General features: G+C 31.8%; 19 protein-coding genes and 1 tRNA gene. 13 read left to right on the forward strand and 7 right to left on the reverse strand.

All coding sequences use genetic code 11. From position 1 onward, the window contains the following. Positions 1 to 284 precede the first annotated feature (284 nt). The 3 genes from ACVC5O_RS00790 (at position 285) to ACVC5O_RS00800 (ending at position 2,444) form a co-directional block, all read left to right on the forward strand. On the forward strand, positions 285 to 1,085 hold the full coding sequence (locus ACVC5O_RS00790) for an energy transducer TonB (RefSeq protein WP_452219604.1): 801 nt from the start codon (positions 285 to 287) through the stop codon (positions 1,083 to 1,085). Positions 1,086 to 1,088: 3 nt separating this feature from the next. Further along, complete coding sequence (locus tag ACVC5O_RS00795; RefSeq protein WP_452219554.1) at positions 1,089 to 2,306, forward strand: bifunctional folylpolyglutamate synthase/dihydrofolate synthase; 1,218 nt, start codon at positions 1,089 to 1,091, stop codon at positions 2,304 to 2,306. Positions 2,307 to 2,369: 63 nt separating this feature from the next. Continuing rightward, positions 2,370 to 2,444, forward strand: a tRNA-Val gene (locus tag ACVC5O_RS00800). Between the two features lie 46 nt (positions 2,445 to 2,490). Here ACVC5O_RS00800 and ACVC5O_RS00805 read toward each other — a convergent pair. Beyond that, positions 2,491 to 3,768, reverse strand: coding sequence for a UDP-N-acetylmuramoyl-tripeptide--D-alanyl-D-alanine ligase (locus ACVC5O_RS00805; protein WP_452219555.1), 1,278 nt, complete (start codon positions 3,766 to 3,768; stop codon positions 2,491 to 2,493). Positions 3,769 to 3,833: 65 nt separating this feature from the next. Further along, positions 3,834 to 5,516, reverse strand: coding sequence for a gliding motility lipoprotein GldJ (gene gldJ, locus ACVC5O_RS00810; protein WP_452219556.1), 1,683 nt, complete (start codon positions 5,514 to 5,516; stop codon positions 3,834 to 3,836). 259 nt (positions 5,517 to 5,775) lie between these two features. On the opposite strand from gldJ, the gene porU reads away from it, so the two are divergent. From porU to ACVC5O_RS00850, 8 genes are all read left to right on the forward strand, one after another. Then, positions 5,776 to 9,678 (forward strand): type IX secretion system sortase PorU, encoded by a 3,903-nt coding sequence (gene porU, locus ACVC5O_RS00815; protein ID WP_452219557.1) that lies wholly within the window; start codon positions 5,776 to 5,778, stop codon positions 9,676 to 9,678. Positions 9,679 to 9,711: 33 nt separating this feature from the next. Further along, the gene (porV, locus tag ACVC5O_RS00820; protein ID WP_452219558.1) at positions 9,712 to 10,953 is read left to right on the forward strand and encodes a type IX secretion system outer membrane channel protein PorV; all 1,242 of its coding nucleotides are present in this window, start codon (positions 9,712 to 9,714) and stop codon (positions 10,951 to 10,953) included. Between the two features lie 70 nt (positions 10,954 to 11,023). Then, positions 11,024 to 11,506 carry a cytidine deaminase gene (gene cdd / locus ACVC5O_RS00825; RefSeq protein WP_452219559.1) on the forward strand — a complete coding sequence of 161 codons (483 nt, stop codon included), beginning with the start codon at positions 11,024 to 11,026 and terminating at the stop codon, positions 11,504 to 11,506. A gap of 163 nt (positions 11,507 to 11,669) precedes the next feature. Then, on the forward strand, positions 11,670 to 12,671 hold the full coding sequence (gene pdhA, locus ACVC5O_RS00830) for a pyruvate dehydrogenase (acetyl-transferring) E1 component subunit alpha (protein ID WP_452219560.1): 1,002 nt from the start codon (positions 11,670 to 11,672) through the stop codon (positions 12,669 to 12,671). Positions 12,672 to 12,674: 3 nt separating this feature from the next. Continuing rightward, positions 12,675 to 14,360, forward strand: coding sequence for a pyruvate dehydrogenase complex dihydrolipoamide acetyltransferase (locus ACVC5O_RS00835; protein WP_452219561.1), 1,686 nt, complete (start codon positions 12,675 to 12,677; stop codon positions 14,358 to 14,360). A 142-nt stretch (positions 14,361 to 14,502) separates the two neighbouring features. Beyond that, positions 14,503 to 14,697 carry a hypothetical protein gene (locus ACVC5O_RS00840; protein WP_452219562.1) on the forward strand — a complete coding sequence of 65 codons (195 nt, stop codon included), beginning with the start codon at positions 14,503 to 14,505 and terminating at the stop codon, positions 14,695 to 14,697. Beyond that, positions 14,675 to 15,547, forward strand: a complete 873-nt coding sequence (locus ACVC5O_RS00845; protein WP_452219563.1) for a M28 family metallopeptidase — start codon at positions 14,675 to 14,677, stop codon at positions 15,545 to 15,547. Before ACVC5O_RS00840 ends, ACVC5O_RS00845 begins: the two co-directional genes overlap by 23 nt. Then, positions 15,540 to 16,223 (forward strand): SDR family NAD(P)-dependent oxidoreductase, encoded by a 684-nt coding sequence (locus tag ACVC5O_RS00850; protein ID WP_452219564.1) that lies wholly within the window; start codon positions 15,540 to 15,542, stop codon positions 16,221 to 16,223. The genes ACVC5O_RS00845 and ACVC5O_RS00850 overlap by 8 nt, the downstream gene beginning before the upstream one ends. Here ACVC5O_RS00850 and ACVC5O_RS00855 read toward each other — a convergent pair. Continuing rightward, the gene (locus tag ACVC5O_RS00855) at positions 16,220 to 16,987 is read right to left on the reverse strand and encodes a hypothetical protein (RefSeq protein ID WP_452219565.1); all 768 of its coding nucleotides are present in this window, start codon (positions 16,985 to 16,987) and stop codon (positions 16,220 to 16,222) included. The genes ACVC5O_RS00850 and ACVC5O_RS00855 overlap by 4 nt on opposite strands. A gap of 250 nt (positions 16,988 to 17,237) precedes the next feature. Here ACVC5O_RS00855 and ctlX point away from each other — a divergent pair, with 250 nt between their 5' ends. After that, positions 17,238 to 18,173 carry a citrulline utilization hydrolase CtlX gene (ctlX, locus tag ACVC5O_RS00860; RefSeq protein ID WP_452219566.1) on the forward strand — a complete coding sequence of 312 codons (936 nt, stop codon included), beginning with the start codon at positions 17,238 to 17,240 and terminating at the stop codon, positions 18,171 to 18,173. Position 18,174: 1 nt separating this feature from the next. Here ctlX and ACVC5O_RS00865 read toward each other — a convergent pair whose 3' ends face one another. Then, the gene (locus ACVC5O_RS00865; protein ID WP_452219567.1) at positions 18,175 to 20,253 is read right to left on the reverse strand and encodes an ATP-binding protein; all 2,079 of its coding nucleotides are present in this window, start codon (positions 20,251 to 20,253) and stop codon (positions 18,175 to 18,177) included. A 473-nt stretch (positions 20,254 to 20,726) separates the two neighbouring features. Here ACVC5O_RS00865 and argS point away from each other — a divergent pair, with 473 nt between their 5' ends. Then, the gene (gene argS / locus ACVC5O_RS00870) at positions 20,727 to 22,541 is read left to right on the forward strand and encodes an arginine--tRNA ligase (RefSeq protein WP_452219568.1); all 1,815 of its coding nucleotides are present in this window, start codon (positions 20,727 to 20,729) and stop codon (positions 22,539 to 22,541) included. On the opposite strand, the gene ACVC5O_RS00875 is transcribed toward argS, so the two are convergent. The 3 genes from ACVC5O_RS00875 to ACVC5O_RS00885 form a co-directional block, all read right to left on the reverse strand. Next, positions 22,542 to 24,857 (reverse strand): TonB-dependent receptor plug domain-containing protein, encoded by a 2,316-nt coding sequence (locus ACVC5O_RS00875; RefSeq protein ID WP_452219569.1) that lies wholly within the window; start codon positions 24,855 to 24,857, stop codon positions 22,542 to 22,544. Next, positions 24,850 to 25,749 (reverse strand): FecR family protein, encoded by a 900-nt coding sequence (locus tag ACVC5O_RS00880; protein WP_452219570.1) that lies wholly within the window; start codon positions 25,747 to 25,749, stop codon positions 24,850 to 24,852. The genes ACVC5O_RS00875 and ACVC5O_RS00880 overlap by 8 nt, the downstream gene beginning before the upstream one ends. Before the next feature lie 148 nt (positions 25,750 to 25,897). Continuing rightward, positions 25,898 to 26,413, reverse strand: a complete 516-nt coding sequence (locus ACVC5O_RS00885; RefSeq protein WP_452219571.1) for an RNA polymerase sigma factor — start codon at positions 26,411 to 26,413, stop codon at positions 25,898 to 25,900. Positions 26,414 to 26,451 lie beyond the last annotated feature (38 nt).

A 26,451-nucleotide genomic window follows, 5' to 3' on the forward strand; every position in this document is an offset into this window, starting at 1 on the left:
AAAATAGGCAATACAGAGTCGCCAACCATAACCATACGCTCAGACCAAGATGTGGAGATGAAACACGTAGTTTACATCATGGACATCGCAAACAGAAATAAAATTAAATCTACTTTAGCCGTAAAATCGCAGTAGTAAATAAGTATCCTTAAGTAGTAAAAATAAAATACATGTTTAGTGTACCTGTTAGAATCTTATTAGTTGTACTTATACTTTTCGTTATAGTATGGAAAGTAAAAGGACTTACACATAAAAGACGATCTAAAATATTAACAACAATAGTTATGTTGTGTCTTTTGGTCTTGCTTTTCGTTGTAGGTCAAACTTATATGGATCCTCCTGAAGAATATGGAGTTGCAGTAAACTTTGGAAACACAAATTTTGGTAGCGGAACTATTCAACCAGATAAACCTGTAAAATCTGAAGATTTAAATATTAATAAACCTCCACAAGAAACTCAAGCTGAAGACGCTCAACCAGAAAACAGTAAAGCAGAAGAAGTGGCTGAAGATATTTTAACACAAGAAAGTGCTGAAGCTATTAAAATTAAAAAGCAGAAAGAAGCTGAAGCTAAAGCAAAAGCTGAAGCAGATAGAATTGCCAAAGCAAAAGCGGAAGCTGAAGCAAAAAAGAAAAAAGAAGAAGAAGAGAAAAAACGTAAGCTAGACGAAATGATGGGAGGCTTAAACAACTCTAATGGAGAATCTTCAGGAAGTGAAGGTGATGATGATAAAGCTGGCGATAAAGGCCAATTAGATGGCAATCCTTACGCAACAAGCTATTTTGGAGATCCAGGAACAGGAAGTGGAGGAGTAGGTTATGGCTTAAATGGACGAGGAGCACCAACAAAACAAGTATTTAAGCAAGACTGTAATGAGTCTGGTTTAGTAGTTGTAAGAATAGAAGTAGATAAAAACGGACGTGTAGTAAAAGCAGAACCAGGAGTAAGAGGAACGAAAAATACGCATCCTTGTTTACTAGAACCTGCCAAAAAAATTGCGCTATCTCATAAATGGAAACCAGATTCTAAAGCGCCTGCACGCCAAGTTGGGTTTGTGAGTATAAATTTCAAATTAGGGCAGTAAAACATGACATATCAAGATACTATAAATTGGATGTTTTCTCAATTGCCAATGTATCAAAACCAAGGTAAGTCTGCTTATAAAAAAGATTTATCAAATACCATAAAACTTGCTGAACATTTAAATTTTCCGGAACAGCAGTTTAAATCTGTACATGTTGCAGGTACAAATGGTAAAGGCTCTACTAGCCACATGTTAGCTTCAGTTTTACAAGAAGCAGAATATAAAGTAGGATTATATACATCACCTCATTTAAAAGACTTTAGAGAACGAATTAGCATAAATGGTCAAGTTATAAGCAAGCAAGCTGTAATAGGTTTTATTAAGAGCAACAAATCGTTTTTAGAGGCTAATAGATTGTCTTTTTTTGAAATGACTGTGGGTTTGGCATTTTATTATTTTGCAAAACAAAAAGTGGATATTGCGATTATTGAAGTAGGATTAGGAGGACGATTAGATTCTACAAATATTATAACTCCAGAAGCTGCTGTAATCACAAATATTGGACTAGATCACACGCAGTTTTTAGGAACTACTTTACCAGAAATTGCTAAAGAAAAAGCAGGTATTATTAAAAAGAATATACCAGTAGTTATTGGTGAGACTCAAAAAGACACAGAATCCGTTTTTAAAGCTATTGCAAAAAAACAAGAAGCTCAACTCTTTTTTGCAGATAAAAATGTAAAACAAAATTACGACAGTGGTCTTAAAGGAAATTACCAAAAGCATAATATAAAAACAGTTTTACAAACTATTGAAGTGCTTAAAAATAAAGGCTATAAAATATCAAAGCAAAATACAGTTAATGGCTTGCAAAACGTAGTTAACAACACGAATTTAAAAGGAAGATGGCAAGTTTTACAACACCAACCTAAAGTTATTTGCGATACTGCTCACAACAAAGAGGGTTTAGCCTATACTATGAAGCAACTTCTTTTAGAAGCGCATAAAGAACTCCATATTGTATTTGGTGTAGTTAACGATAAGGATTTAGAGTCTATAATGCATTTACTACCAAAAAACGCGACTTATTATTTTTGTACACCAAATATAAAAAGAGGTCTTGCAGTTAATTTATTAAAAACTTTTTTTAATAAAAAAGGATTTGTAGGCGAAGCCTATAACTCAGTAAAAGACGCATATCTTACTGCTTTACAATGTGCTACGATTGATGATGTTATTTATGTAGGTGGAAGTACATTTGTTGTTGCAGAAATAATTTAAAATTTTTTTAAAAAAGCTTTTGCAGAATCAAAAACTACTCTATATTTGCAGTCCTAATAATTAGGGCGCGTAGCTCAGTTGGTTCAGAGCACTTGGTTTACACCCAAGGGGTCAGGGGTTCGAATCCCTTCGCGCCCACAACAAAAAAGCCACTCAAATTGAGTGGCTTTTTTATTAGTTTTTTCTATAGGTCTAAAATGCGCTCTAATGCCATTCCTCTAGAGCCTTTTATAAGCATAGTTTTGTTTTTAGGCATTTTAAAATTCTTTTTAAAGTGGTCAAAAGAATTATACTTATATGTATTTGCGTTTTCTTTAGTGATTGCATTAAAGTGTTCTCCAATTAGGTGTAAATTTTCAAAATTGAAACTTTCTGCTAATGATGCAATGTATTGGTGTTCTGTAGCTGCTACTGCTCCCAATTCAAACATATCGCCAAGAATTACAACTTTATGTTCGTCCTTTAATTTAGAGAAGTTATCTAATGCAGCTGCCATGCTAGATGGATTAGCGTTATAAGCATCTAATATTATGTTATTAGAATTGGCGTCTTCTATAAGTTGAGACCTATTATTTTTAGGTGTGTAACTTTCAATTCCTTGTTTAATATTGTTAATATCAATACCAAAGTACTTACCAATAATTATAGCTCCACAAATATTTGTAAAATTATATTCTCCAAGTAAGTTTGATTGTATTTTTGTGTTTTCTACTTTTAATTCTACAAAAGGTAAGCTAGTTAATAACTCTATTTTAAAAAAGTTAGAATTGCTTTTAGAGAATCCAAATTTTTTGATGTAACTGCTTAGTTTTTCTAATTGGATATCGTCGTCTGCATTTAAAAATATATTCTTATTATTTTCTTTTAAATAGGTATAGAGTTCCGATTTTCCTTCAATTACACCTTTTATTCCTCCAAAACCTTCGAGGTGCGCTTTTCCAAAATTAGTAATGTATCCAAAATCTGGTTGAGCAATTTTGCATAAAAACGCTATTTCCTTTTTATGATTTGCTCCCATTTCAACTATACCAATTTCTGTTAATTTGGTCATAGAGAGTAAAGTTAAAGGCACTCCAATATGATTGTTTAAATTGCCTACAGTTGCTGTAGTATTATACTGTTGTTTTAAAACGGAGTGTATAAGTTCTTTAGTCGTTGTTTTACCATTACTACCAGTTAAAGCTATTATAGGTAGTTTTAAATAATTTCTATGATAAGTAGCTAATTCCTGTAACGTTTTAAGAACATCATCTACAAGTAATACGTTTTTATTGGTTTTGTACTTCGCTTCATCAATAATAACGTATTTAGCACCTTTTTCTAATGCTTTTTGAGCAAAGGTGTTCCCATTAAAATTATCCCCTTTTAATGCAAAAAACATGGAGTGTTCTTTAATTTTTCTGGTATCAGTAGAAACTCCATTACAATTTAAGAATAGCTTATGTAGTTTATTTATTTCCATAAAATAAATGTATAAAAAAAGCTCTAATTTTAATTAGAGCTTTTAGTTTATTTATTGTGTAAAAATTAGTTTTTACTTTTATTTCTTCCTTTAGTTTTTGATCCAATTCTAGAGATTGCACATCTAAACCCAATATAGTCTGTTGCCATATCTTGAGGGAAGTAGCGACGTTGTGCTGGATCTAACCAGTATTCTCTATCTCTCCAAGAGCCTCCTTTATATACGCGAACTTCGTCGTTGATTAGAGAAGTCCTTTTATTAGACTTATCATATTCTTTTACAAAGTTTCCAGCAGAATCAACTTCTACGTTATGCTTTGGAGAATTATACATTTTTCTTGTGTTAGAAGCATCTTCTTCTTCATCAAAACTTGTATCGTAGTAACGAGAAGAGCTAATGTCTCCATCTCTAAAGTTTCTATTATCACTTTTATCAAAGTTAGTTCTTAAATAGGTTTCGTTTTCATCTACTCCAACTTTAGCAACTTCTCCAGGTAGGTTTCTTGCTACAACTTTTCCGTTAGATAAGGTGTCGTAAACAATTTCATCTGTTGTTACAATTTTAACAGTTCCATCGTCATTAATTGCGTTTTTAGTATAAACATTACCTCTGTAATAGTTAAAATCATTAAATTCATCATCTACAATAGGTCTGTAAACATCTGCAACCCATTCTGCAACGTTACCAGCCATATCATATAATCCATAATCGTTTGGTTCGTATTTTTTTACTTTTGCAGTAATATCTGCTCCATCGTCAGACCAACCAGCAATTCCGCCATAATCTCCTTTTCCTTGTTTAAAGTTAGCCAATTGATCACCACGTACTTTTCTGTTTCCAGAACGTGTGTATTGACCTTCCCAAGGATATTTTTTACGACCTCTATAGCTATTGTAACTTCTAATATCTGATTGACCTAACGCAGCGTATTCCCACTCTGCTTCTGTAGGTAGTCTGTATTTTGGTCCAATAATTCCTGTTTCGCGTGTAGCAAATACATTAATAGTATCTCCAGCAGCAGTAGTTTGTACTCTTTTACGTGACTTAGCAGGTTTAATAATACTATCGTTCCCACCATACGTTTGTGTTGGTGCATTTATATAGGTATCTGTACTAAAATTAGCATCTGCAGTAGCACCTAGTTTAGCATCTTTTGCTAAGTAACCTTCTTTTTCTAAATTAAGTTCTTGTACTCTGTCTGATCTCCAATTAGCGTACTCAACAGCTTGAATCCAACTTACACCTACCACAGGATATTGACCATAACCAGGATGACGTAAGTAGTTTTCCGTCATAACTTCATTATATCCTAAACGGTTTCTCCAAACTAAAGTATCTGGTACAACACCTTCGTAAATTTTTCTAAAATTTTCATCTTCTGGTGGATACACTCTTTTTATCCAATCTAAATACATTAAATAGTTTTGGTTGGTAACTTCAGTTTCATCCATATAAAAGGACTGAACGTGTTGTTGGTTTGGAGTATTATTCCAATCATGCATAACATCATCCTGAACTTTTCCCATTGTAAAAGTACCACCTTCAATAAATACCGTTCCTGGAGGCGTTTCTTGTTCTTTAAATTTAGTGTTGTATTGAAATCCTCCATCTTTAGAGTTGATTTGCCAACCAGTTGCACTATCTACATTAGATGAACCTGATCTCTTACATCCAACTAAGACAATTGAAAGTGCCAATAGCATTAATACCTTTGAGGCGATTGATTTTGTTACGTTTTTCATTTTCATACGTTTAAGTAAGCTAATATTTTAGTCTCGCAATATAAGGATTATACCGAATAATACAAGGGAAATAATAAAAATTGAGTAAAAAAATTATGCGTTTTACCCTGTTTATTTACTTTACATCGATGTTATTTAAGCTGTTTGACGATGTTTTGTGTTCTATTAACGCTGTATTTTCTATTTTATTATTGTAATTTTGATTCCTTGTTAAGTTTTTTTTTAATTCTTAATAATATCCTAAATATAATTGCGTTATTTAACAATGAAAAAGATTCTAACACCACTATTATTACTGGCAACAGTATGCCTTTTTGCGCAGCAAAAACAGTACTCTATTAATTGGGAAGGTGAAGAACTTATACTTACAGAGAGTTTTTCTACTACAGTACCTGCTTTTAAACCCAAAAAGAATTTTGGCTATTCTTTTAGTGAAGGTTTACAGTTTTCCGACCAATGGAAAATTAGTAACCTTATCGACGAGCGTTCGGTAACTTTAGAAAATGTTACTTATTCTAGTATATCATCTGAAGATTTAAAAGGAATCGATCGTTCTACAATTCCTTCTTCAATAAAATATTCATTAAAAAATTCTATTGATAGAAACAAAAAATCCGCTTATTTAAGTGTAAGTCCTATAATTAAATCTAGTAATAATGTTTATAAAAAAGTAGAGTCTTTTACAGTAAAATATACTAACTATAGTGGAAGGTCTAGCGCAGCTGCTCAGCAACCATTAGTTAATTCGGCTTTGTTAAATGGCTCTTGGTATAGGTTTTCTATTAATAAATCTGGTGTATTTAGACTTTCAAAAGACTTTTTAAGTAGTATTGGCGTTAATGTAAATACAGTAAATCCTAAAACCATTAAATTATATGGAAATGGAGGAAAAATGATTCCTTACTTGAATTCTGAGGTGTCTTTATTTGACATTACAGAAAATGCTATACAATTTGTAGGTGAGGAGGATGGAGTTATTAATAATGGAGATTATATATTGTTTTATGGACAAGGGCCAGAGGGAGATATCGATAATCCTTTAATAAACACCAATTTAAATCCATACATCGATAAAGCATATTATTATATAAACGTTAGTGCAGGTAATGGAAAGCGAATAAATACTGCATTACAACCTTCTGGAAATGCAGATTTAATTATTGATGAGTACGATGATTTTCAGTTTCATGAAGTTGACGAATATAATTTAGCTTCTGTTGGAAGACGTTGGTTTGGAGATAAATTTGACATTGAAAGTACTAAAACCTTCGATTTTAATTTTCCAAATTTAAAAACAGAAGAACCTATAAACTTTAAAACTTTTTTAGCTACTGCATCTAGTGAAACATCAACTATGGCTATAAGGATTAATGGGACTGAAATTGTTAATGTAAATTTAGCAGGAGCTTCACCTCCAAATTTGTTAAATGATAATAGTTATCAAGATGATATTATAGTGAATTCGCCTACCATTTCTGTAGAATATATTCATGATAATTTTGGAAACCCAAGTGCAACTGCTTATATAGACTATATCACAATTAGAGCAAAAGGAAATTTATCCTTTTACGGAAGTCAATTTAAATTTAAGCTTAACGAAACGGCTAATCTTTCTGGTATTGCAGAATATACAATTAGTAACGCTTCAAATTTACCAGAAGTTTGGGATGTGACCGATATTCATAATGTAACCACCTATCAAAACACAAATAATGATGCTGCATTCTCATTTAAATCAGAAATGGGTACGCTCAAAAATTTTGTAGCTATATCTCCTTCAGATTTTTATAGTCCAACTATAGAGAGTAATTCTCTTGTAACAAACCAAGATTTAAAAGGGAGAATATTTTTAAATGAACAAGGTAGCTTCCAAGACGTAGATTATCTTATAGTTACTAAAAGTAATATGCTTACTCAAGCTAATAGGTTGGCAGAAATTAATAGAAATCAATATAATTTAAATGTTAAAGTTGTTACACTAAATGAGATTTACAACGAATTTAATACAGGTAACGCAGATATAGGTGCTATTAGAAATTTTGTTAAATATATTTATGATAATGCGAGTACACCAGAAAATAGAATAAAGTATTTATGTCTCTTTGGTGATAGCTCCTATGATTATAAAGATAGAATTGAAAACAACACCAATATTGTGCCTTCTTGGCATGCATACATTAGTAAAAACTTAACCAGCTCTTTTGTGTCTGACGATTTTTACGGGATGATGGACTTTAATGAAGGGACTATGGAGTCTTCTAATAAATTAGACATAGCAGTAGGAAGAATTTTAGCAGACACACCGCAAAGAGCTAAGACATTAGTAGATAAAATAGAATCTTATTATGCTCCTGATGCTTATGGTAGTTGGAGAAATAAATTTTTAGTAATCTCTGATGATATAGATGAAGAATGGGAAAAAATATTACAAAATACAACAGACGAAATAGGCGATGCAGTAACCCAAGAAAAGCCATTTATTAATGTGGTAAAACTACACGCAGACGCCTTTCAACAAGAAGCCTCTGCAGGAGGAGACCGTTATCCACAAGTTACTGAAGAAATTAGCAATGTTATAGAAAGTGGTGTATTGGTTGCAAACTATTTTGGTCATGGAGGTGAAGATGGATTAGCAAAAGAACGTATATACCAAAAACCAGAAGCGCAAAACCTTAGAAATACTTGTAAACTAAACTGTTTTGTAACCGTTACTTGCGAATATACGAGATTCGATAACCCATTAAGAGAAACTGCGGGTGAGTTTATTTTTTGGAACGATCGTGGAGGAGCCATATCCTTAATTACAACAACTCGACAAATATTTGTAACTGCAGGAGTAGATTTTAATGTTATTTTAGAACAATATTTATTTTCTTTTAATGATGAAGACGATTATGCGGACCACGAGTATCCAACAATGGCTGAAGCGTTAAGGTTAGCAAAAAACGATCCTGAATTACTAGTGTCATCACAAAGTCAAAAATCTTTAATATTTTTTATTGGAGATCCAGCAATGAAGCTCGCCTTTCCAAAACCAAACATAAGATTAACTAAAATTAATGATGTACCAATAGACCAAGAAACAGATGTATTGCAAGCATTAGGCTTTGTCAAACTCGCAGGAGAAGTAACAGATGTGTCTGGCAACATACTCTCCAATTATAATGGTGTGGTATCTACAACTATTTACGATAAAGAAATACAAAGACAAACTCTAGCAAACGATAATATTTGTATAGGTGGAGGAACAAATTGTGCACAGTCACAAAAAATTAGATTAGATTTTAATACACTAGGAGAAATTGTTTTTAGAGGTCAAGCTTCAGTAGTAAATGGAGAATTTGAATTTGAATTTGTTGTACCAAGAGACATTAGTATTCCTGTAGGTAATGGTAAAATAAGTTTTTACTCTAAAGCCACTAATGCTTTACTAGACCAAACAGGAGCAAATACAGATGCAATTAAAATTGGTGGTATTAATGAAAATGCAGCCGAAGACAATATTGGACCATTAGTTAACTTGTACATGAATGACGAAAACTTTGTGTCTGGTAGTATCACAAATAGTTCACCGACACTTTTAGTGAAATTAGAGGACGATAATGGAATAAATACTGCAAGTGGTATTGGCCATGATATTGTAGCAATCCTAGATGGAGATGAAACTAATCCATATATACTTAATGATTATTACCAAACAGAAGTAGATGACTATAAACGAGGAGAAGTAACCTTTCCATTTAGAGATTTAGAACCAGGATTACACACCTTAACGCTAAAAGCTTGGGATGTATATAATAACTCTGGTACTGCCGAAATTCAATTTTTAGTAGTGGACGAAAATCAAGAGCTTGTAATAACTAATGTGCTAAATTACCCTAATCCCTTTGTGAGTTATACAGAGTTTTGGTTTAACCATAATAGTTCCGATGCTTTAGATATAACAGTACAAATATTTACCATTACAGGTAAATTAGTACGTACCTTAAATGGGCAAACAGAAAACGGAACAAAAATAACTAGCTCAGTGTCTAGAGATATTATGTGGGATGGACGCGATGATTTTGGAGACAAAATAGGAAAAGGCGTCTATGTTTATAAGCTAAAAGTGCACTCAAACGCTACAAATAAAACAGTCGAAAAAATAGAGAAACTTGTAATACTCTAATAAAAATTTATATTTGCTAAATAAAATAAATACATGAATAATAAAATTTTAATACTAGTCGCATTATGTTTTGCATTTAAAATGAATGCGCAAACTACTGTAATACCAAACGATACAGACTCTAGAGTAATCACAACAGGAGTGCCATTTATATTGATTGCACCAGACGCAAGGTCTGCAGGTATGGGAGACATGGGAGTGGCAACAGCACCAGATGCCTTCTCACAACAATGGAATTCCTCTAAATATGTGTTTTCAACCACCAAATCTGGTATTTCACTTAGTTATACACCATATTTAACCAAACTAGTTAATGATATTGGTTTAGGTTATATCACTTATTATAACAGATTAAATGAGCAAAGTGCTTTTGGAGCCAGTTTAAGGTATTTTGGTTTAGGAGAGATTGAGCTTAGAAATAATGCAGAGGAAACTCCATTAATTCAAAAACCGAGTGAATTTGCTGTAGATGTGTCTTATGCTTTACGATTAAGTGATCAATTTGCAATGTCTGTTGCTATGCGATATATTTCTTCAAATTTAAAAATTCAGGCTATTGATGCAGATGCTAATGCAGCAAATACTTTTGGAGTAGATATTAATGGATACTACCAAAGTGAAGAAAATGCTTACGACAGTTTTAATGGACGTTGGAGAGCTGGTTTTGCCATTCAAAATTTAGGGCCAAAATTTAAGTACGATGAAGGTGGAAAAGAAAACTTTCAGCCAACCAACTTACGTTTAGGTGGAGGTTTCGATTTTATCTTTGATGAGTATAATAAATTAGGAGTAACTGCTGAAGTTGCAAAACTATTAGTCCCTACACCTCCTAGATACGGAAGCGAATTTGATTATACAGATAATAACGGAAATGGAGTTTACGACGAAGATGTAGATGATTTAGCGTCTAGTCCTAATAGAACAGATGTTATTATTGAAGGTAGTGATCCTGATGTAAGTTTTATTTCTGGAGTGTTTCAATCTTTTGGAGATGCACCAGGAGGATTTAGCGAAGAGCTTAAAGAATTTACCTATGCCTTAGGAGCAGAATATTTATACCAAGACTCATTTGCATTTAGATTAGGGTATTTTAACGAAAATGAAACTAAAGGTGCACGTAAGTTTTTTGCACTTGGAGCAGGTTTTAAAGCAAACGTAGTAAATATTGATTTATCGTATTTATTCTCTTCTGGAAAAGTACAGAATCCATTAGAAAACACGCTTCGTTTTTCTTTAACATTTAACTTAGGTGTTGATGAGTATAATGAGTATTAATACCATTTAAACATAAATTATAAAAAAACTATTGCTATTTGTAATAGTTTTTTTGTCTAAAATAATAACTATGAAGGAAGTTATAATCGAAACAAAACTAAAGGTTTACAATACTCTAAGTGAACTGCCAGAACAAATACAATTATTAATGCAAAAAGCTTCTGAGGTAAGGGATAATGCGTATGCACCATATTCTAACTTTGCTGTAGGAGCTGCTTTAATTTTAGACAATAATCAAATAGTAACAGGTAGTAATCAAGAAAATGCATCCTATCCTTCTGGTTTATGTGCAGAGCGTACAGCAATTTATTACACAGGCGCGCAATATCCAGATGCTAAAATATTAAAAATGGCTATTATTGCAGGTTCTAAAATAACACCTACAACAACACCTATTCCGCCTTGTGGAGCTTGTAGGCAAGCCATTGCAGAATACGAAGTAAAGCAAGATTCGCCAATTCAAATCTATTTTATGGGAGAAACAGGCAAAGTTGTGTACTCAGAATCCTTAGCTAATTTACTACCATTAATTTTCGATAAGTCGGTTCTATAACGATATAGTTATTTTTATACTATAAATCTATTTTACACTCTTTTTTATTCCTAACTAAAGTATTACTTTTGTTATTCGCTTGTTTTCAATTTTAAATTGAAAACTCTTGAAAAATTATAAAATCGTTTTTCAAGAATATTATTTTACTTAATAATAATTTTAGATGCAAAAAGTAACTAAAGAGGTTTACCTAAAGTGGTATGAAGACATGTATTTTTGGAGAAAGTTTGAAGACAAACTAGCTGCAGTATATATTCAACAAAAAGTAAGAGGATTTCTTCATTTATATAATGGTCAAGAAGCAGTGTTAGCAGGTGCTTTACACGCTATGGATTTGACTAAAGATAAAATGATAACCGCTTATCGTAATCACGTTCAGCCAATAGGTATGGGAGTTGATCCTAAACGGGTTATGGCAGAGCTTTATGGTAAAGCTACAGGAACGTCTCAAGGTCTTGGAGGCTCCATGCATATTTTTTCTAAAGAACATCGTTTTTATGGAGGTCATGGTATTGTAGGAGGACAAATCCCTTTAGGAGCAGGAATTGCATTTGGCGATAAATATCACGATAGTGATGCTGTTACTTTATGTTGTTTTGGAGATGGCGCAGCACGTCAAGGTTCCTTACACGAAACATTTAATATGGCAATGCTTTGGAAATTACCAGTAGTTTTTGTTTGTGAAAACAATGGTTATGCAATGGGAACTTCTGTAGAGCGTACAGCAAACCACACAGATATTTGGAAACTAGGTTTAGGCTACGAAATGCCTTGCGGACCAGTAGATGGTATGAACCCAGTTAAAGTAGCCGAAGCTTTTGACGAGGCAATTGCTAGAGCAAGACGAGGAGATGGACCAACGTTTTTAGAGTTAAAAACGTATCGTTACAGAGGTCATTCTATGAGTGATGCTCAGCATTATAGAACTAAAGATGAAGTGGCAGAATACAAAAAAATAGACCCAATTACACAAGTAAAAGAAGTTATTTTACAAGAAAAATATGCAACCCAAGAGGAGCTAAAAGCAATAGATAAACGCGTTAAAAAATTAGTTAGCGAATGTGAGAAGTTTGCAGAAGAGTCTCCATATCCAGATATTAACGTTATGTACGATGCCGTTTACGAGCAAAAAGAGTATCCATTTATAGAGCATAAAATAAAATAAGCTATGGCAGAAGTAATAAATATGCCGCGTTTAAGCGACACAATGGAAGAAGGAACTGTTGCAACTTGGCTTAAAAAAGTAGGCGATAAAGTTGAGGAAGGCGATATTTTAGCCGAAATCGAAACAGACAAAGCAACTATGGAATTTGAGTCTTTTAACGAAGGCGTCTTATTGCATATTGGTATTCAAGAAGGAGAAACTGCAAAAGTAGATACGCTTTTAGCAATTATTGGAGACGAAGGAGAAGATATTTCAGGATTATTAAACGGAAGTGCTTCTAATGAAGAGGATGATGAGGCTAATAATGCAGAAAATAAGTCTGAAACTTCTAATACAGAATCACAAGAAGGTAAAGAAGAGAGTAACTCAGAGAATGATAAGGAAACTTCCACTAACGAATCTCAAGAATTGCCAGAAGGTGTAACCGTTGTAACCATGCCACGTTTAAGTGATACTATGGAAGAAGGAACTGTAGCAACTTGGCTTAAAAAAGTAGGAGATACAGTTGAAGAAGGAGATATCCTTGCAGAAATTGAAACAGATAAAGCCACAATGGAGTTTGAGTCTTTTCAATCAGGTACTTTATTACATATTGGTTTAGACGAAGGCGACACAGCAAAAGTAGATTCGCTTTTAGCCATTATTGGTCCAGAGGGAACAGACGTGTCTAATATTGCAAAAAATTTTAAAGCCGAAGGCGATTCACCTAAAAAAGAAGAAGCAACAAAAGAAGCAGCGCCAAAAACGGAGACTAAAAATAAAGAAAAGACAACTTCGAGCGTAGCCGAAGAGTCTAAGAAAGCGCAATCTAAGCCTACAACTTCAGAATCTAACGGAAGAATTTTAGCATCACCTTTAGCCAAAAAAATGGCTGAAGAAAAAGGCATAGATTTAAATCAAGTTAGTGGCACTGGAGAAAATGGTAGAATTATAAAACGAGATATAGAGAATTTTACACCATCAGCTCAGTCTGCAGCAACTGTAGGTAAATTTGTACCTTCAGGACAAGAGGATTTTGATGAGGTTGTTAATTCTAACATGCGCAAAGCGATTGCTAAAAATTTAGCGAAATCTAAATTTACTGCACCACATTATTATTTAAATGTGGAATTTGACATGGAAAATGCAATGGCATTTAGAGCGCAGTACAACTCAATTCCAGATATTAAAATTTCGTATAACGATATGATTGTTAAAGCTTGTGCTTTAGCTTTAAAGCAACATCCACAAGTAAACTCTCAATGGTTTGACGATAAAATGAAACTAAATAACCATGTGCATATTGGAGTTGCAGTAGCAGTACCAGATGGTTTACTAGTGCCTGTAGTTCGTTTTGCAAATGACCAAAGTTTACCACAAATTGGAGCAGCTGTAAGAGAATATGCAGGGAAAGCTAGAAATAAAAAACTAGGACTTGACGAAATGGAAGGGAGTACGTTTACAATTTCTAACTTAGGAATGTTTGGTATAGAAAGTTTTACTTCAATAATAAATCAACCTAACTCTGCAATATTATCTGTTGGAGCAATTGTAGAAAAGCCAGTGGTTAAAAACGGACAAGTAGTGCCAGGAAACACCATGAAATTAACCTTAGCTTGCGATCACAGAACTGTAGATGGAGCAACTGGAGCACAATTTTTACAAACCTTAAAAGGGTATATTGAAAACCCTGTAACAATGTTAGTGTAATACTATTGTTATTCAGAGCAAATACAAAGCATCTTACTATAATATAATCCTGATTTGATAATATTTCAAGTCAGGATTTTTTTATCTTTAAACACAATAAAATAGTAATCTATAATACAAGCTCAATTTAAGAACAATACTTATGAAACAAATACTAGCAGTACTAAGTTTAATCGTAGCTTTTAGTTGTCACTCTACTAAAGTAGTTTCTACTAAAAATGCTACTAAAGAAACGGTCTCAGAAAACACAAATCAAGTAAATACTAATTTACCTAAGGAGCTATTGATTTCTGCAGAATCAATTAAAAAAAAGTATGGAGTTTTTAGCTTCAGATGAATTAGAAGGAAGAGCAACAGGAAGTGCAGGTATTGAAAAAGCTGCTGTTTATATAGAAAGGTTTTTAAAAGCGAATAACATAAAACCTTATTTTGATACTTACAGAGATTATTTTGAGTTTGAGCACCGAAAATCTAGAGATAGCGACGTTTTTGAAACTATAAAAGGAGTTAACATTGTTGGAGTTGTAGAAGGAAATGACCCAAAACTTAAAAACGAATTTATTATTCTTGGAGGTCATTACGACCATATTGGAACTGCAAAAGAAGTGAATGGAGATGCTATTGCTAATGGTGCCAACGATGATGCCTCTGGTACTATTGCAGCAATGGAATTAGTTGCCTATTTTGCAAAAACTAAAACAAATAAACGTAGTATTCTTGTTACACTTTATGATGCCGAAGAATTAGGATTAAAAGGGTCTTCTCATTTAGCTAAAAGACTAAAAGAGGAAGGGTTGGATGTTTACACAATGATAAATTTTGAGATGATTGGTGTGCCAAGAGCTACAAATCAATCGATTGCTTATATGAGTGGTTATGAACGCTCTAACTTTGCAGAAACGTTAAATAAATATGCTGGAGAAGAAGTAGTTGGGTTTTTCCCAAAAGCAAAAGAGTTTAATTTGTTTATGCGATCTGATAATTTTCCGTTTTATGCCGAATTTAAAATTCCTGCGCACGCTATTTCTACTTTCGATTTTACAAATTTCGACTATTATCATCATGTAGATGATGAAGCAGATAAAATGGATTATAAACACATGTCTAATTTTATAAATAAAATGATTCCTGCTCTAAAAGGCATGATCAATGCACCAACTAAAGAAGTTATATTAAAAAATGAGTAAAAACATAATTATTACAGGAACAAGTAGAGGTATTGGATTTGAGTTAGTGCATTTATTCGCTAATCAAGGTCATAATGTATTAGCATTATCCAGAAATGCGCAACCAGTAAATAATCTAAACTATGAGAATATTACCTCTCTAGCTTTTGATTTGTGCAACGAAAAGGATTACGAAAAAGTAGAAGCGTTTATAAAATCTGAATGGAAACATGTTGATGTTTTAATTAATAATGCTGGTATGATTATTAATAAACCTTTTGCAAACACCAATTTTAAAGATTTTACAAAAGTGTACCAAACCAATGTATTTGGTGTTGCCGAAATGACTCGTGTAGTTTTACCTTTTATGAAAGCAAATAGCCATGTTGTGACTATTAGCTCAATGGGAGGCATACAAGGCAGTATGAAGTTTCCTGGTTTAGCTGCTTACAGTTCTAGTAAAGGAGCAGTGATTACATTAACAGAATTATTGGCAGAGGAATATAAAGACATTGGTCCACAATTTAATGTATTGGCTTTGGGTGCTGTACAAACAGAAATGTTAGCAGAGGCATTCCCAGATTATAAAGCACCAACAACAGCAAAGGAAATGGCAGAATACATCTGTGATTTTTCGTTAAATGGGAATAAGTTTTATAATGGTAAAGTGTTACAAGTGTCTAACTCTACACCTTAAATGTTGTCTAAAGCTGTATAAGCTTCAGCAATAGAAAAATCTTTGTTAGAGAATACATTGTACTCTAAAACATCCATAATTTTAATCATTTTATTAATGTCTTTCTTTTTGTAGATGGTTTTTAAAGTATCATCAAATTTAAAATACATTTGAGAGATTTTCTTTTTTTCATCTTTACCATAAAAAAATAAAATTTCATTTTTCTTTGGTTTAAAATAGTGGTAGTCCTCGGTAATACTACTTTTTTCCTTATAATACACTTTTATATATACTTTATCTTCAGTAAACTCATCTTGAAGATTTAATTCCTCTGGAGAAATCATATATCGTGTTACTTTTAAGAGGTCGTTAGGATTTGTTGTATAACTGTATTTTATTAAGTTGTTTTGTGCAGACTTAACAACTTGAGGTGTTTTAAGCTGTGCTTTATTTTCTTTAATGCTTGGAGATATAACAGTGCGCTTCGACTCTTTTTTTAAAGGAACTTGGACTACTTTTTGTGATGATTCCGTTGTAATTTTAGTTTTACTAGAAACCGTAGGTCTTTCCATTTTTTTTAAAGGAGCTTCTACTATTTTTAACGATAGTTTTGAAGTGTTTTCTGCTTCGCTAGAAACAGTTGGTCTTTCAATTTTTTTTGAAGACTTTTTAAATATTTCTGGTCGTTTTATTGTGTTCTGAGATTTCTTTGAAGTTTTTGTGTAGTCTTGAGCTTGGATTGTACTTAGGGAAAGTACAAACAAGAAAATTAGGGATATTTTCATTAGTTGCTATTAATGTTAGGGATAATTTATTTTCGCTGAGCAATAATAACATATTTTATATAATATTCAAAGCTTTTTTTATAATTATGTAACAATTAGTTTTCTGCACTAATAATCTTATAATTTTAAGCAACTTTTACTAAGATTTTAGTAATTTCTAATTTAGTGGATAGAGTAAATAAATTGTACGCTCTACAGTATCGTATTTCTATTTATTTAGATTAATTTTGCCAAACTAAATTTTAAAGTCATGCAACAAACCACCAATACGATACTTATGATTCGCCCTATTAATTTTAGGATGAACGAGCAAACAGCTGTAAATAATTATTACCAAAAAGTATTGGATAATACTTTACCAGAAACGGTAAATAAAAAGGCTCAGCAAGAGTTTGATGCTTATGTAGAAAAATTGCGTGTTATTGGTGTTAATGTTATTGTAGTTGACGATACAGAGGAGTTTGATACGCCAGATTCTATTTTCCCAAATAATTGGATTTCTTTTCATGAAAATGGTAACGTAGGTTTATATCCAATGTTTGCCGAAAATAGACGTTATGAAAGACGTGAAGACGTATTGCATAAATTGGAAGACGAAGGGTTTGTAATAGAACATATCTATGATTATAGATCTGCTGAAGACGAAGGCTTGTTTCTTGAAGGAACAGGAAGTTTGCTTTTAGATCGTAAAAACAGAAAAGCATATTGTGCTTTATCTCCTAGAGCAGATGAAGAATTATTTATAGAATTCTGCGAAGATTTTGAATATACACCTGTTGTGTTTACTGCATACCAAACTGTAAATGGCATACGTAAACCAATTTATCATACCAATGTGATGATGTGTTTGGCAGAAACTTTTGCGGTTATTTGTTTAGAGAGTATAGACGATAAAAAGGAACGTAATAGTGTTATAAAAAACCTTGAAAATGATGGCAAGGAAGTAATTAGAATAACAGAAGCGCAAGTCAGTAATTTTGCTGGTAATATGTTACAAGTAAAGGGGAAAGACGATAAATTATATATAATAATGAGTCAGGCTGCTTATGATTCTTTAAGTGCAGCACAAATTAAAATAATAGAAAAGCATTGTGAAATAGTATCGAGTTCGCTAGATACTATTGAAGCTTGTGGTGGAGGTAGTGCTCGTTGTATGATGGCTGAGGTGTTTTTGCCAAAACGCTAGTTCATGTGTTAACTGGTACGTTAACTTTGTTTTTTGGTAGTTCTACATAAAACGTACTGCCAATATTTTCTGTACTATCTACCCAAATTTTTCCATGGTTAAGCTCTACCAATTCTTTGCAAATTGTGAGGCCTAATCCTGTACCTTTTTCTTCTTTTGTACCAATGGTAGTAAATGCATCTTTTTTGAATAAAAGCGCTTGATTTTCTTTAGATATTCCAACACCAGAATCTGCAATACTAATAATACAATTGCCATTACTTATATGGTTTGATACCGAAATAACATCGTCTTTTTTAGAAAACTTTACTGCATTGGCTAACAAATTTTGAATAATAATTTCTACCATACTTCGGTCTGCATATACAAAATCACGTAGCGTTTTATCTTTTAAAATAATACCTTTAGTTTCAATTTTGTGTTCTACGAGTTTTAGCTTTTCGGCAAAGACTTCTTGTATATCAAACAAGCTTGGATTTGGTTCTAAAGATTGCATTTGCGATTTAGACCAATTTAATAGATTAAACAATAGCAAAGAAGCGTTATTAGCGTTTTCACTAAGTTCAGGAAGCATTCTATTAAATTCTTCGTGAGAGAGAGACCCTTCTTTTAATAAATCTATAAAGCCTTTTGTTGAGCTAAGCGAATCTTTTAAATCGTGAGATACGATAGAGAATAATCTATCTTTTACTTTGTTAATTTCTTCTAAGTGTTTACTTTGTTCTAAAATAGCGTCGTTTTGTAATTCAATTTTTTTGTTTTTTTCTTCTAATTCGCGCATGTATTTTATTCTATTATTGCGCTTTAGGTAAATAAGTAATAAAAATGTAGAGGCTATTAAAAAAGCGCCAAGTAAGGCATAAGTTATAAGTGTTAACTTGTCTATTTTTGCTTGGTTTTCAGCTTTATTAGTGTCTTTAATTGGAGTGTCAACTATAGGAGTTTCAATTACTTCATCTATAATTGAGTTTGTAGAAACTCTAGATTGAGTTAGTTGTTTTTTCTGCTTTAGTTTTTTTAAATCTATTTTTTGTTTTAAGGCGTAGTATTCGCGTTGCCATGCGTAAGCCTTTTCAAATTTATTATTACTACTATCTATTGTTTTTAATAGTTTATAGGTTTTTAAAAGGGAGTGGTCATCTTTTAAAAATCTTGCAAGAGAGCCTGCTTCTGTTAATTGGCTTTCGGCAGTTTTTAAATCACCTTGCTCATAATTTAATTGTGCTAAACTATTTAAAGAATGTACAATGCCAGATTTATTTTCTGCATTCCTGTTTAATCGTATAGCTCTAGTTAAATAAAAAGTTGCTTTTTTGTATTGTTTTTGGGTAAGATATTGTTTTCCTAATTTTGGATAGACTATCGTTTTTAAGCTGTCTGAGTTAGTTGTTGGATAAATAAGTGCTTTCTCTAAATAATCTATTGCTTTATTGTGTTTATTATCCTTAGCATATAAATTTCCAATATTATAATTAGCTAATATAATGGCTTCATTATTTTTTAATTCTTCTTCAACTTCTAACACTTTTAAATTATACTCTAAAGCATTATTTAAAGCACCAGTACTAAAATAAGCTTCGGCTAAACCTTTATAAGCTTTAGATAAGTCTTTTTTAAGACCTCTGTTTTCTAATTCATTAATAGCTTTAAGAGAAAAGTGTAATCCGGTTTCAAAATTTCCATTTTCAATTTCTAATACACCAATATTATTGTTAATTTTTGCAATATTAAGCGTGTCTTTTAAAATTGTATATAATTCTTTAGAGCTATTAAAGTTATTTAGTGCATTAATATAGTCTTCGTTTTCTGCATAAATAAGACCTTTGTATTTAAAGATTTCTGCAGAACCTTTTGTGAAATTTAAATTGTTAGAGAGAATTTCACTTTGATTAATAAAACGCAATGCTCTATCGTAGGATTTTGCATTGTAAAGGTGTTTTATAATTTTTATTGAAGTATTTACCTTAGTAGTATCTGGATTTTGATAAGCTAATTGAATAGTTAAACTGTCCAATTCCTCATTTTGTGAGAAACCAGAGAACACACACAGAAATATTATTAGGGCAAATAATTTATTCATTATTGATATAGCGTTTCCAAAAGTAACAATTTATACTTTAAACTTGTATAAAAAGTATTACTTTAAAGCTATTGTGTTATAGTTAGTTTAGTTTTTTGTGAAAATTTTTAAAAAAATAGCAACATTTCACAATAGACAAAAATTGGAAAAAGCATTTAAAAAATCTAATTTTCAGGTTTTATAACCTATAAATTAGATTAAAAGTAACTAGATTTATTCTATATTCTCGACGAACAGATTAAAGGTAAATAATGAGGAGAAAACGACTTTAATCGAATAATAATCAACATTCTCGATAAATGAATTATAGCTGTGTGTCTGTAACTTTTAACTAAAAAGTTGCGAATTAAAATCTTTTAAAATAGAAAATAAAATTCGAATTTATTTATAAAAAATTCAGCAAGTAAAGACCAAAAACTAAAAACAAAGAATAATAAAAAATTGTACCTTTGCCACCTTAAAATTTAAACAAAATGACGCTTCAAGATTTGCTATTACCACAAGTAAAAAATGCTGTTAAGAGTATTTACAATGCTGAGTTAAATACAGTAGAATTTCAGGCTACTCGAAAAGAGTTTGCTGGAGACGTTACTGTTGTAGTTTTTCCTATGTTAAGAACAATTAAAGGAAACCCAGTACAAATTGGTGAGCAAATTGGTGAGTACTTATTAAAAAATGTAGAGCAGGTAAAAGCGTTTAATGTAGTAAAAGGCTTTTTAAATATTGAAATACACGACGCCTATTATTTAGCGTTTTTTAATACTATTAAAACCAATAAAACATTTGGTTTTGAGCCTACAAACACATTGGAAAAAGCGATTATGGTAGAGTATTCTTCGCCTAACACAAATAAGCCTTTGCATTTAGGACACGTTAGAAATAACTTGTTAGGTTATAGTGTTGCAGAGGTTCTTAAAGCGTCTGGTAAGCAAGTTTACAAAACACAAATAATTAATGATAGAGGGATTCATATTTGTAAAAGTATGTTAGCTTGGCATCGTTTTGCACCTAATGGAAGTGATGGTAAAAAGGAAACGCCTTTAACGACATTAAATCCTGATTTATCAAAAGGCGATAAGTTAGTTGGTCATTATTATGTAAAATTTGATCAAGAATATAAAAAAGAAATTGCTCAATTAATAGCTAGTGGTAAAACTGAAGACGAAGCAAAAAAAGAAGCTCCAATTTTAATTGAAGCACAACACATGCTACAAAAATGGGAAGCTGGAGACAAAGAGGTCGTAGCGCTTTGGGAAATGATGAATAGTTGGGTTTACAGTGGTTTTGATATAACCTATAAAAATTTAGGAGTTGATTTTGATACATTATACTACGAAAGCCAAACCTATTTATTAGGAAAAGAATTTATTGCCGAAGGATTAAAAACAGGAGTGTTTTTTAAAAAAGAAGATGGTTCTGTTTGGTGCGATTTAACAGCAGATGGTTTAGACGAGAAAATTGTTTTGCGTAGTGATGGTACTGCTGTTTACATGACACAAGATATTGGTACAGCAATTCAGCGAGTAAAAGACTTTCCAAATGTTGGCGGAATGGTTTATACTGTTGGAAATGAACAAGAATACCACTTTCAGGTCTTATTTCTAATTATTAAAAAATTAGGCTTTGATTGGGCTAATAATCTGTTTCATTTAAGTTATGGAATGGTCGATTTGCCATCTGGGAAAATGAAAAGTAGAGAAGGTACAGTTGTAGATGCAGACGATTTAATTGTTGAAATGGCTGAAACTGCACAATCCATTTCGGAAGAGTTAGGTAAACTTGAAGGTTATAGTGAGGCTGAAAAACAAGAACTTTATAAAACAATAGGCTTAGGCGCATTAAAATATTATATTTTAAAAGTAGATCCTAAAAAACGTATTTTATTTGACCCTAAAGAGTCTATAGATTTTCAAGGCAATACAGGTCCTTTTATACAATATACTTATGCCAGAATACAGTCTATTTTACGAAAAGCTTCAGCTGAAAACAAAGCGTCTTCTGTTGATGTAGAAGTACAGTTACATGAAAAAGAAAAGGAACTATTAAAACAATTAGAGTTTTTTCCAGAGGTGATTCAGCAAGCTGCAAAAAACCACAGTCCTGCTTTAATTGCTAATTATACTTACGATTTGGTAAAGGCGTTTAATTCATTTTACCAAAACGTACCTATTCTTGGAGCCGATTCTAACAACGACAAAGTTTTTAGAATACAACTTTCTGGAGTTGTTGCTAATACCATTAAAAACGCCTTTAGCTTGCTTGGTATTAATGTACCAGAACGTATGTAATTAAAAATGAACTCTAAAATTAATGTTTGGTGTAATGCCTAAAGCATTGTTATCTATTCTAGAAACCGAATTGTCATTAAGGTCTAAACTTGAGTAGGTATTCAGTCTGTTTTTTGTATTTAGAATATTCCATATCGATACACCAACTTTAGCGTTAACAGCCTCCGAAAATTCAAAGTTGTAAGTGGTAGAAAAATCTACGCGTATATAATTATTTAAACGACTGCTATTTGGTAATTGGTAATTAATTAATCCTCCAGAGGTGGAGTTTTCTGGTTGTGGTAAAGTTGTTGGTTTTCCTGTTCGCCAATTTACGCCAATTGCAAATTTAAAATCGTTGTATTTATAAGTATTTGCGAGAGTAATAATATGGTTTAAGTCCACATTATTGGCAAACGGTTTTCCTTCATTAAAAGGTTTAAAGGTATAATTGTTATTACTATAAGTGTAACTTAGCCAGCTATTTAGGTTTTTAAATTGTTTGTGAATTAAAAAATCGATACCTGTTATAGTATAGTTTCCAAAGGCATTAATAAATTGAAATTGGTTTTGAAATCCTTGGCTTCTAGCAGTAATGTTCTCTACTTTTTTATAGTAAGCTTCAGTACTTATTAGAAGTTTGTTTTTATTATAATGTAAGCCTAAAGACGCTTGTTTACTTTCAATAATTGGCACATCTTTATCATTTGCCAAAACCCATCGTCGTTTTTCTATACCTAAAAAATCGTTTTGTAAATCAATAGATTGTGAGGTCGATTGGCTTTTAAATTCTCCTAAAACTTCTACTCTAAAATGGTCTAAAAATTTATGACTAAAGCTTAGTCTTGGTTCTATAAGAAGCAAATCGAACTCCGAAAAATAATTACTTCTAACACCTATTTTAGCTGAAGTTATTTTGTTATTAGATACATATTTTGCTTCGGTATAAGTGTGTTGACTTTTAAGAACATTTTTTATAGAACTTCGAAAAATAGGATTATTAACATCTTCAAAATCTTTGACACCAACTTCAAAAAACTGAAATCCTCCTTTTAATTTAAAGTTTGTGTTTAATTTATACTCTGCATCTAAAAAAATACCAGTATCTAAAACCGTATTTTGTTGTATTAAACGTTGATTACTTATTAAGTCGAAATTTGTAGCACTTAATTGATAATGCGAAAAATATGCTTGAACATTAGTTTTAAAACGTGGATTCCAATCTCTATAATAATTAATAGTTCCTGCAAAATTTCGCTGTGTAATACCGCTTTGTAATGCTTGTTGTGTGTTGTTTACTGTAGCTTCTTCTAAATAATTTAGTGTGTTATATATGTTTATAGCCGAAATGCTTATTTTATCTTTTTCCGAAGGATTATATATTAATTTTCCTGTAATATCATAAAAATAAAACGCTTCGTTTGTAGTTACAGTATTGTTTGTTTGCGTTTTATTATTTGTTAAATCGGTATCCTGAAAAATACGTTTAAAATAAGAAGTGTAAGTTGGTGTTTCTACAAGGTCTGTAAGGGAACGTCGTGCAGAAATTTGTAACTCTAACTTATCACTAAAGGGTATTTTTGCAAAACCATCTGCATGTATTAAATTAAATCCACTTCCTCCAGAAAATTGTGTATTCACATCTTTATCTAATTGCATGTGTATTGTGCCAGAAACGCCATCTCCATATTTAGCCGACGTTCCATTTTTAGTCACATCAACAGTATTAATTACATAAGGATTAAAAGCAGATATTAACCCAAAAAAATGACCAGATTGGTACATTTTAACGCCATCCCAAAGTAGTAAATTTTGATCGTTTGTACCACCTCTAATATTAAGGTTAGACACTGTTTCATTAACACTAGTAACGCCTGGTAATGCTTGTACTGTGTGTAAAATATCTGGTTCTATTAAGCCAGGTAATATTTCGAAAGTTTTAGGTTTAATCGTTATAGAGCCTAAGGTGTTTAGTGCTATTCCTTTAGTTAAGTAAGAGGTGATTAAAACATTTTCTAAAGTTTCAAAATTAGGCTGGTAAGAGTCATTTTTTTTTCTAATAACTATTATGTTATTATCTAATAGCCTAAATTCTAAATTACTAGTATTATTTAAAAACACTAGCGTTTCGTGTAAAGTAAATGTAGTATTAGGTGTTTGGTAAGTTGCGTTTTTAAGACTGTCGTCTGCATAAGAGAATGTGACGTTATATTGCGTTTCTAAAGTAGTCAATAATTGAGCAAAAGACATCTTGTTGGTTTCGTTTTGTGCAATGAGATTAAACGTTGAAACCAAAAATGTAATAAAAAGTAAAACAGTAAAAACGGATTTACTCACGTGTTAAAACTATAGTATTTTTGTTAGTGTCTTTATATTTTAAACGTAATGGTATAGTTATAGATTTAAGGGCATTATTTCTATTCGTATGTTCAAAACTACCAGTGAAAAGAGTTTGCTTGTCAATATTTTCTGCTTTAATTGTAACATTAAATTGGCGTTCAAATTCCTTTAAAACTTCAAGGTAAGGTACGCTTTTAAAACTACTTACATTAGTAATCCAAGTAGGTTGTAAAGTGCTGTTGTTTTCTGAGTGTATTACTTTGTTGTTATAAACCATAAAAATATCTTGTGGTTTTAGCACTTTAGAAACTGTATTGTAATCTACTTTTACAGAACCTTCGTAACACACAACCTCAAAATAATTATTGCGTTGCTTCACATTAAATTGTGTCCCTAAAACAGTAATGGTCCCACTATTTGTAATCACTTTAAACGTATTGCCTTTTGTGACATTAAAATAAGCTTCGCCTTTTAAGTTTAGCTTGCGCTCTGTTTTCCAATCACTTTTATTATAAGTTAATTGTGATTTTGCATTAAGTGAAACTTTAGACTGATCTGGTAATTCTAAGCTTGTTTTTTGGGAGGCTAAAGTTGAAATTGTAGTATCTAAACCAGTTGTATATTGGTACACTCCAAAACAAATTAATACTACAGCAGCAACTTTAAAAAATGATTTTATCCAGTTGTTTTTAGTGCGCTTTTCCGATTTTATTTTTTCTAAATTTACTTGTAATTCCTTTTCAGTATCGAAATCTTCAGCTTTAAAACGTTTAGAAGCTTCACTTAACTTAATAAAATCGTTATACTCCTCAAGTGCTTTAAAAGCCTCAAATTCTTCTGCAGACAGTTCGTTGTCTAACCACTTTTTTATTAGTATTTCTTTGTCCATAATCTACTATATAACAAGTAAAGTCTTAAAACTCCTACCTTGGTTGTCAGTTATCAGTTGTCAATTATTAGTTATCAATTATCAATTATCAATTGTCAGTTATCTGTTTTATTTTTTTCATTTTTCACTTTTCACTCCTCACTATTCATTATAATTCTTCAATCTCTTTTCTTAACTTTTTTAGTGCTCCATAAATTCGTTTTTCAACAGCTTTACTACTTATGCCTAATAGTTCGGCAATTTCTCTATGTTTTTTTCCTTCGGTTCTATTCATTAAAAAAGCAACACGTTCAGCTTCAGTTAAATTGGCAATCGCTTTTTGTAGTTTTTGTAGGTATTCATTTTCCTGCATTAAAAACTCTGGTGTTTCATTGGTATAATGCTTAGGTTTCGTTTTTGTGTAATTTAAAACCACTTTTTGGTGTGCTACTTCATTCAACATCAAATTATTAGCGATGGTAAACACATAGCTTTTTGCTTTTTCTGGAGTTACTTTTCCACAGTTTTCCCAAAGCTTAATAAATGCCTCTTGCACTTTGTCTTTAGGATTTAGTCGATCTCCAAACTTGTAGTACAAGAAATTATACAAATTTTTAGCATGCTTTTTAAAAAGCGCACTATAAAGTTGGTCGTTGCAAATGTCTTTGTGTAGCGGTTTACTCATTAAAAATAATATACTAATTTATACAAAGAAGAGATAAT

Source organism: Lacinutrix salivirga, assembly GCF_053604675.1.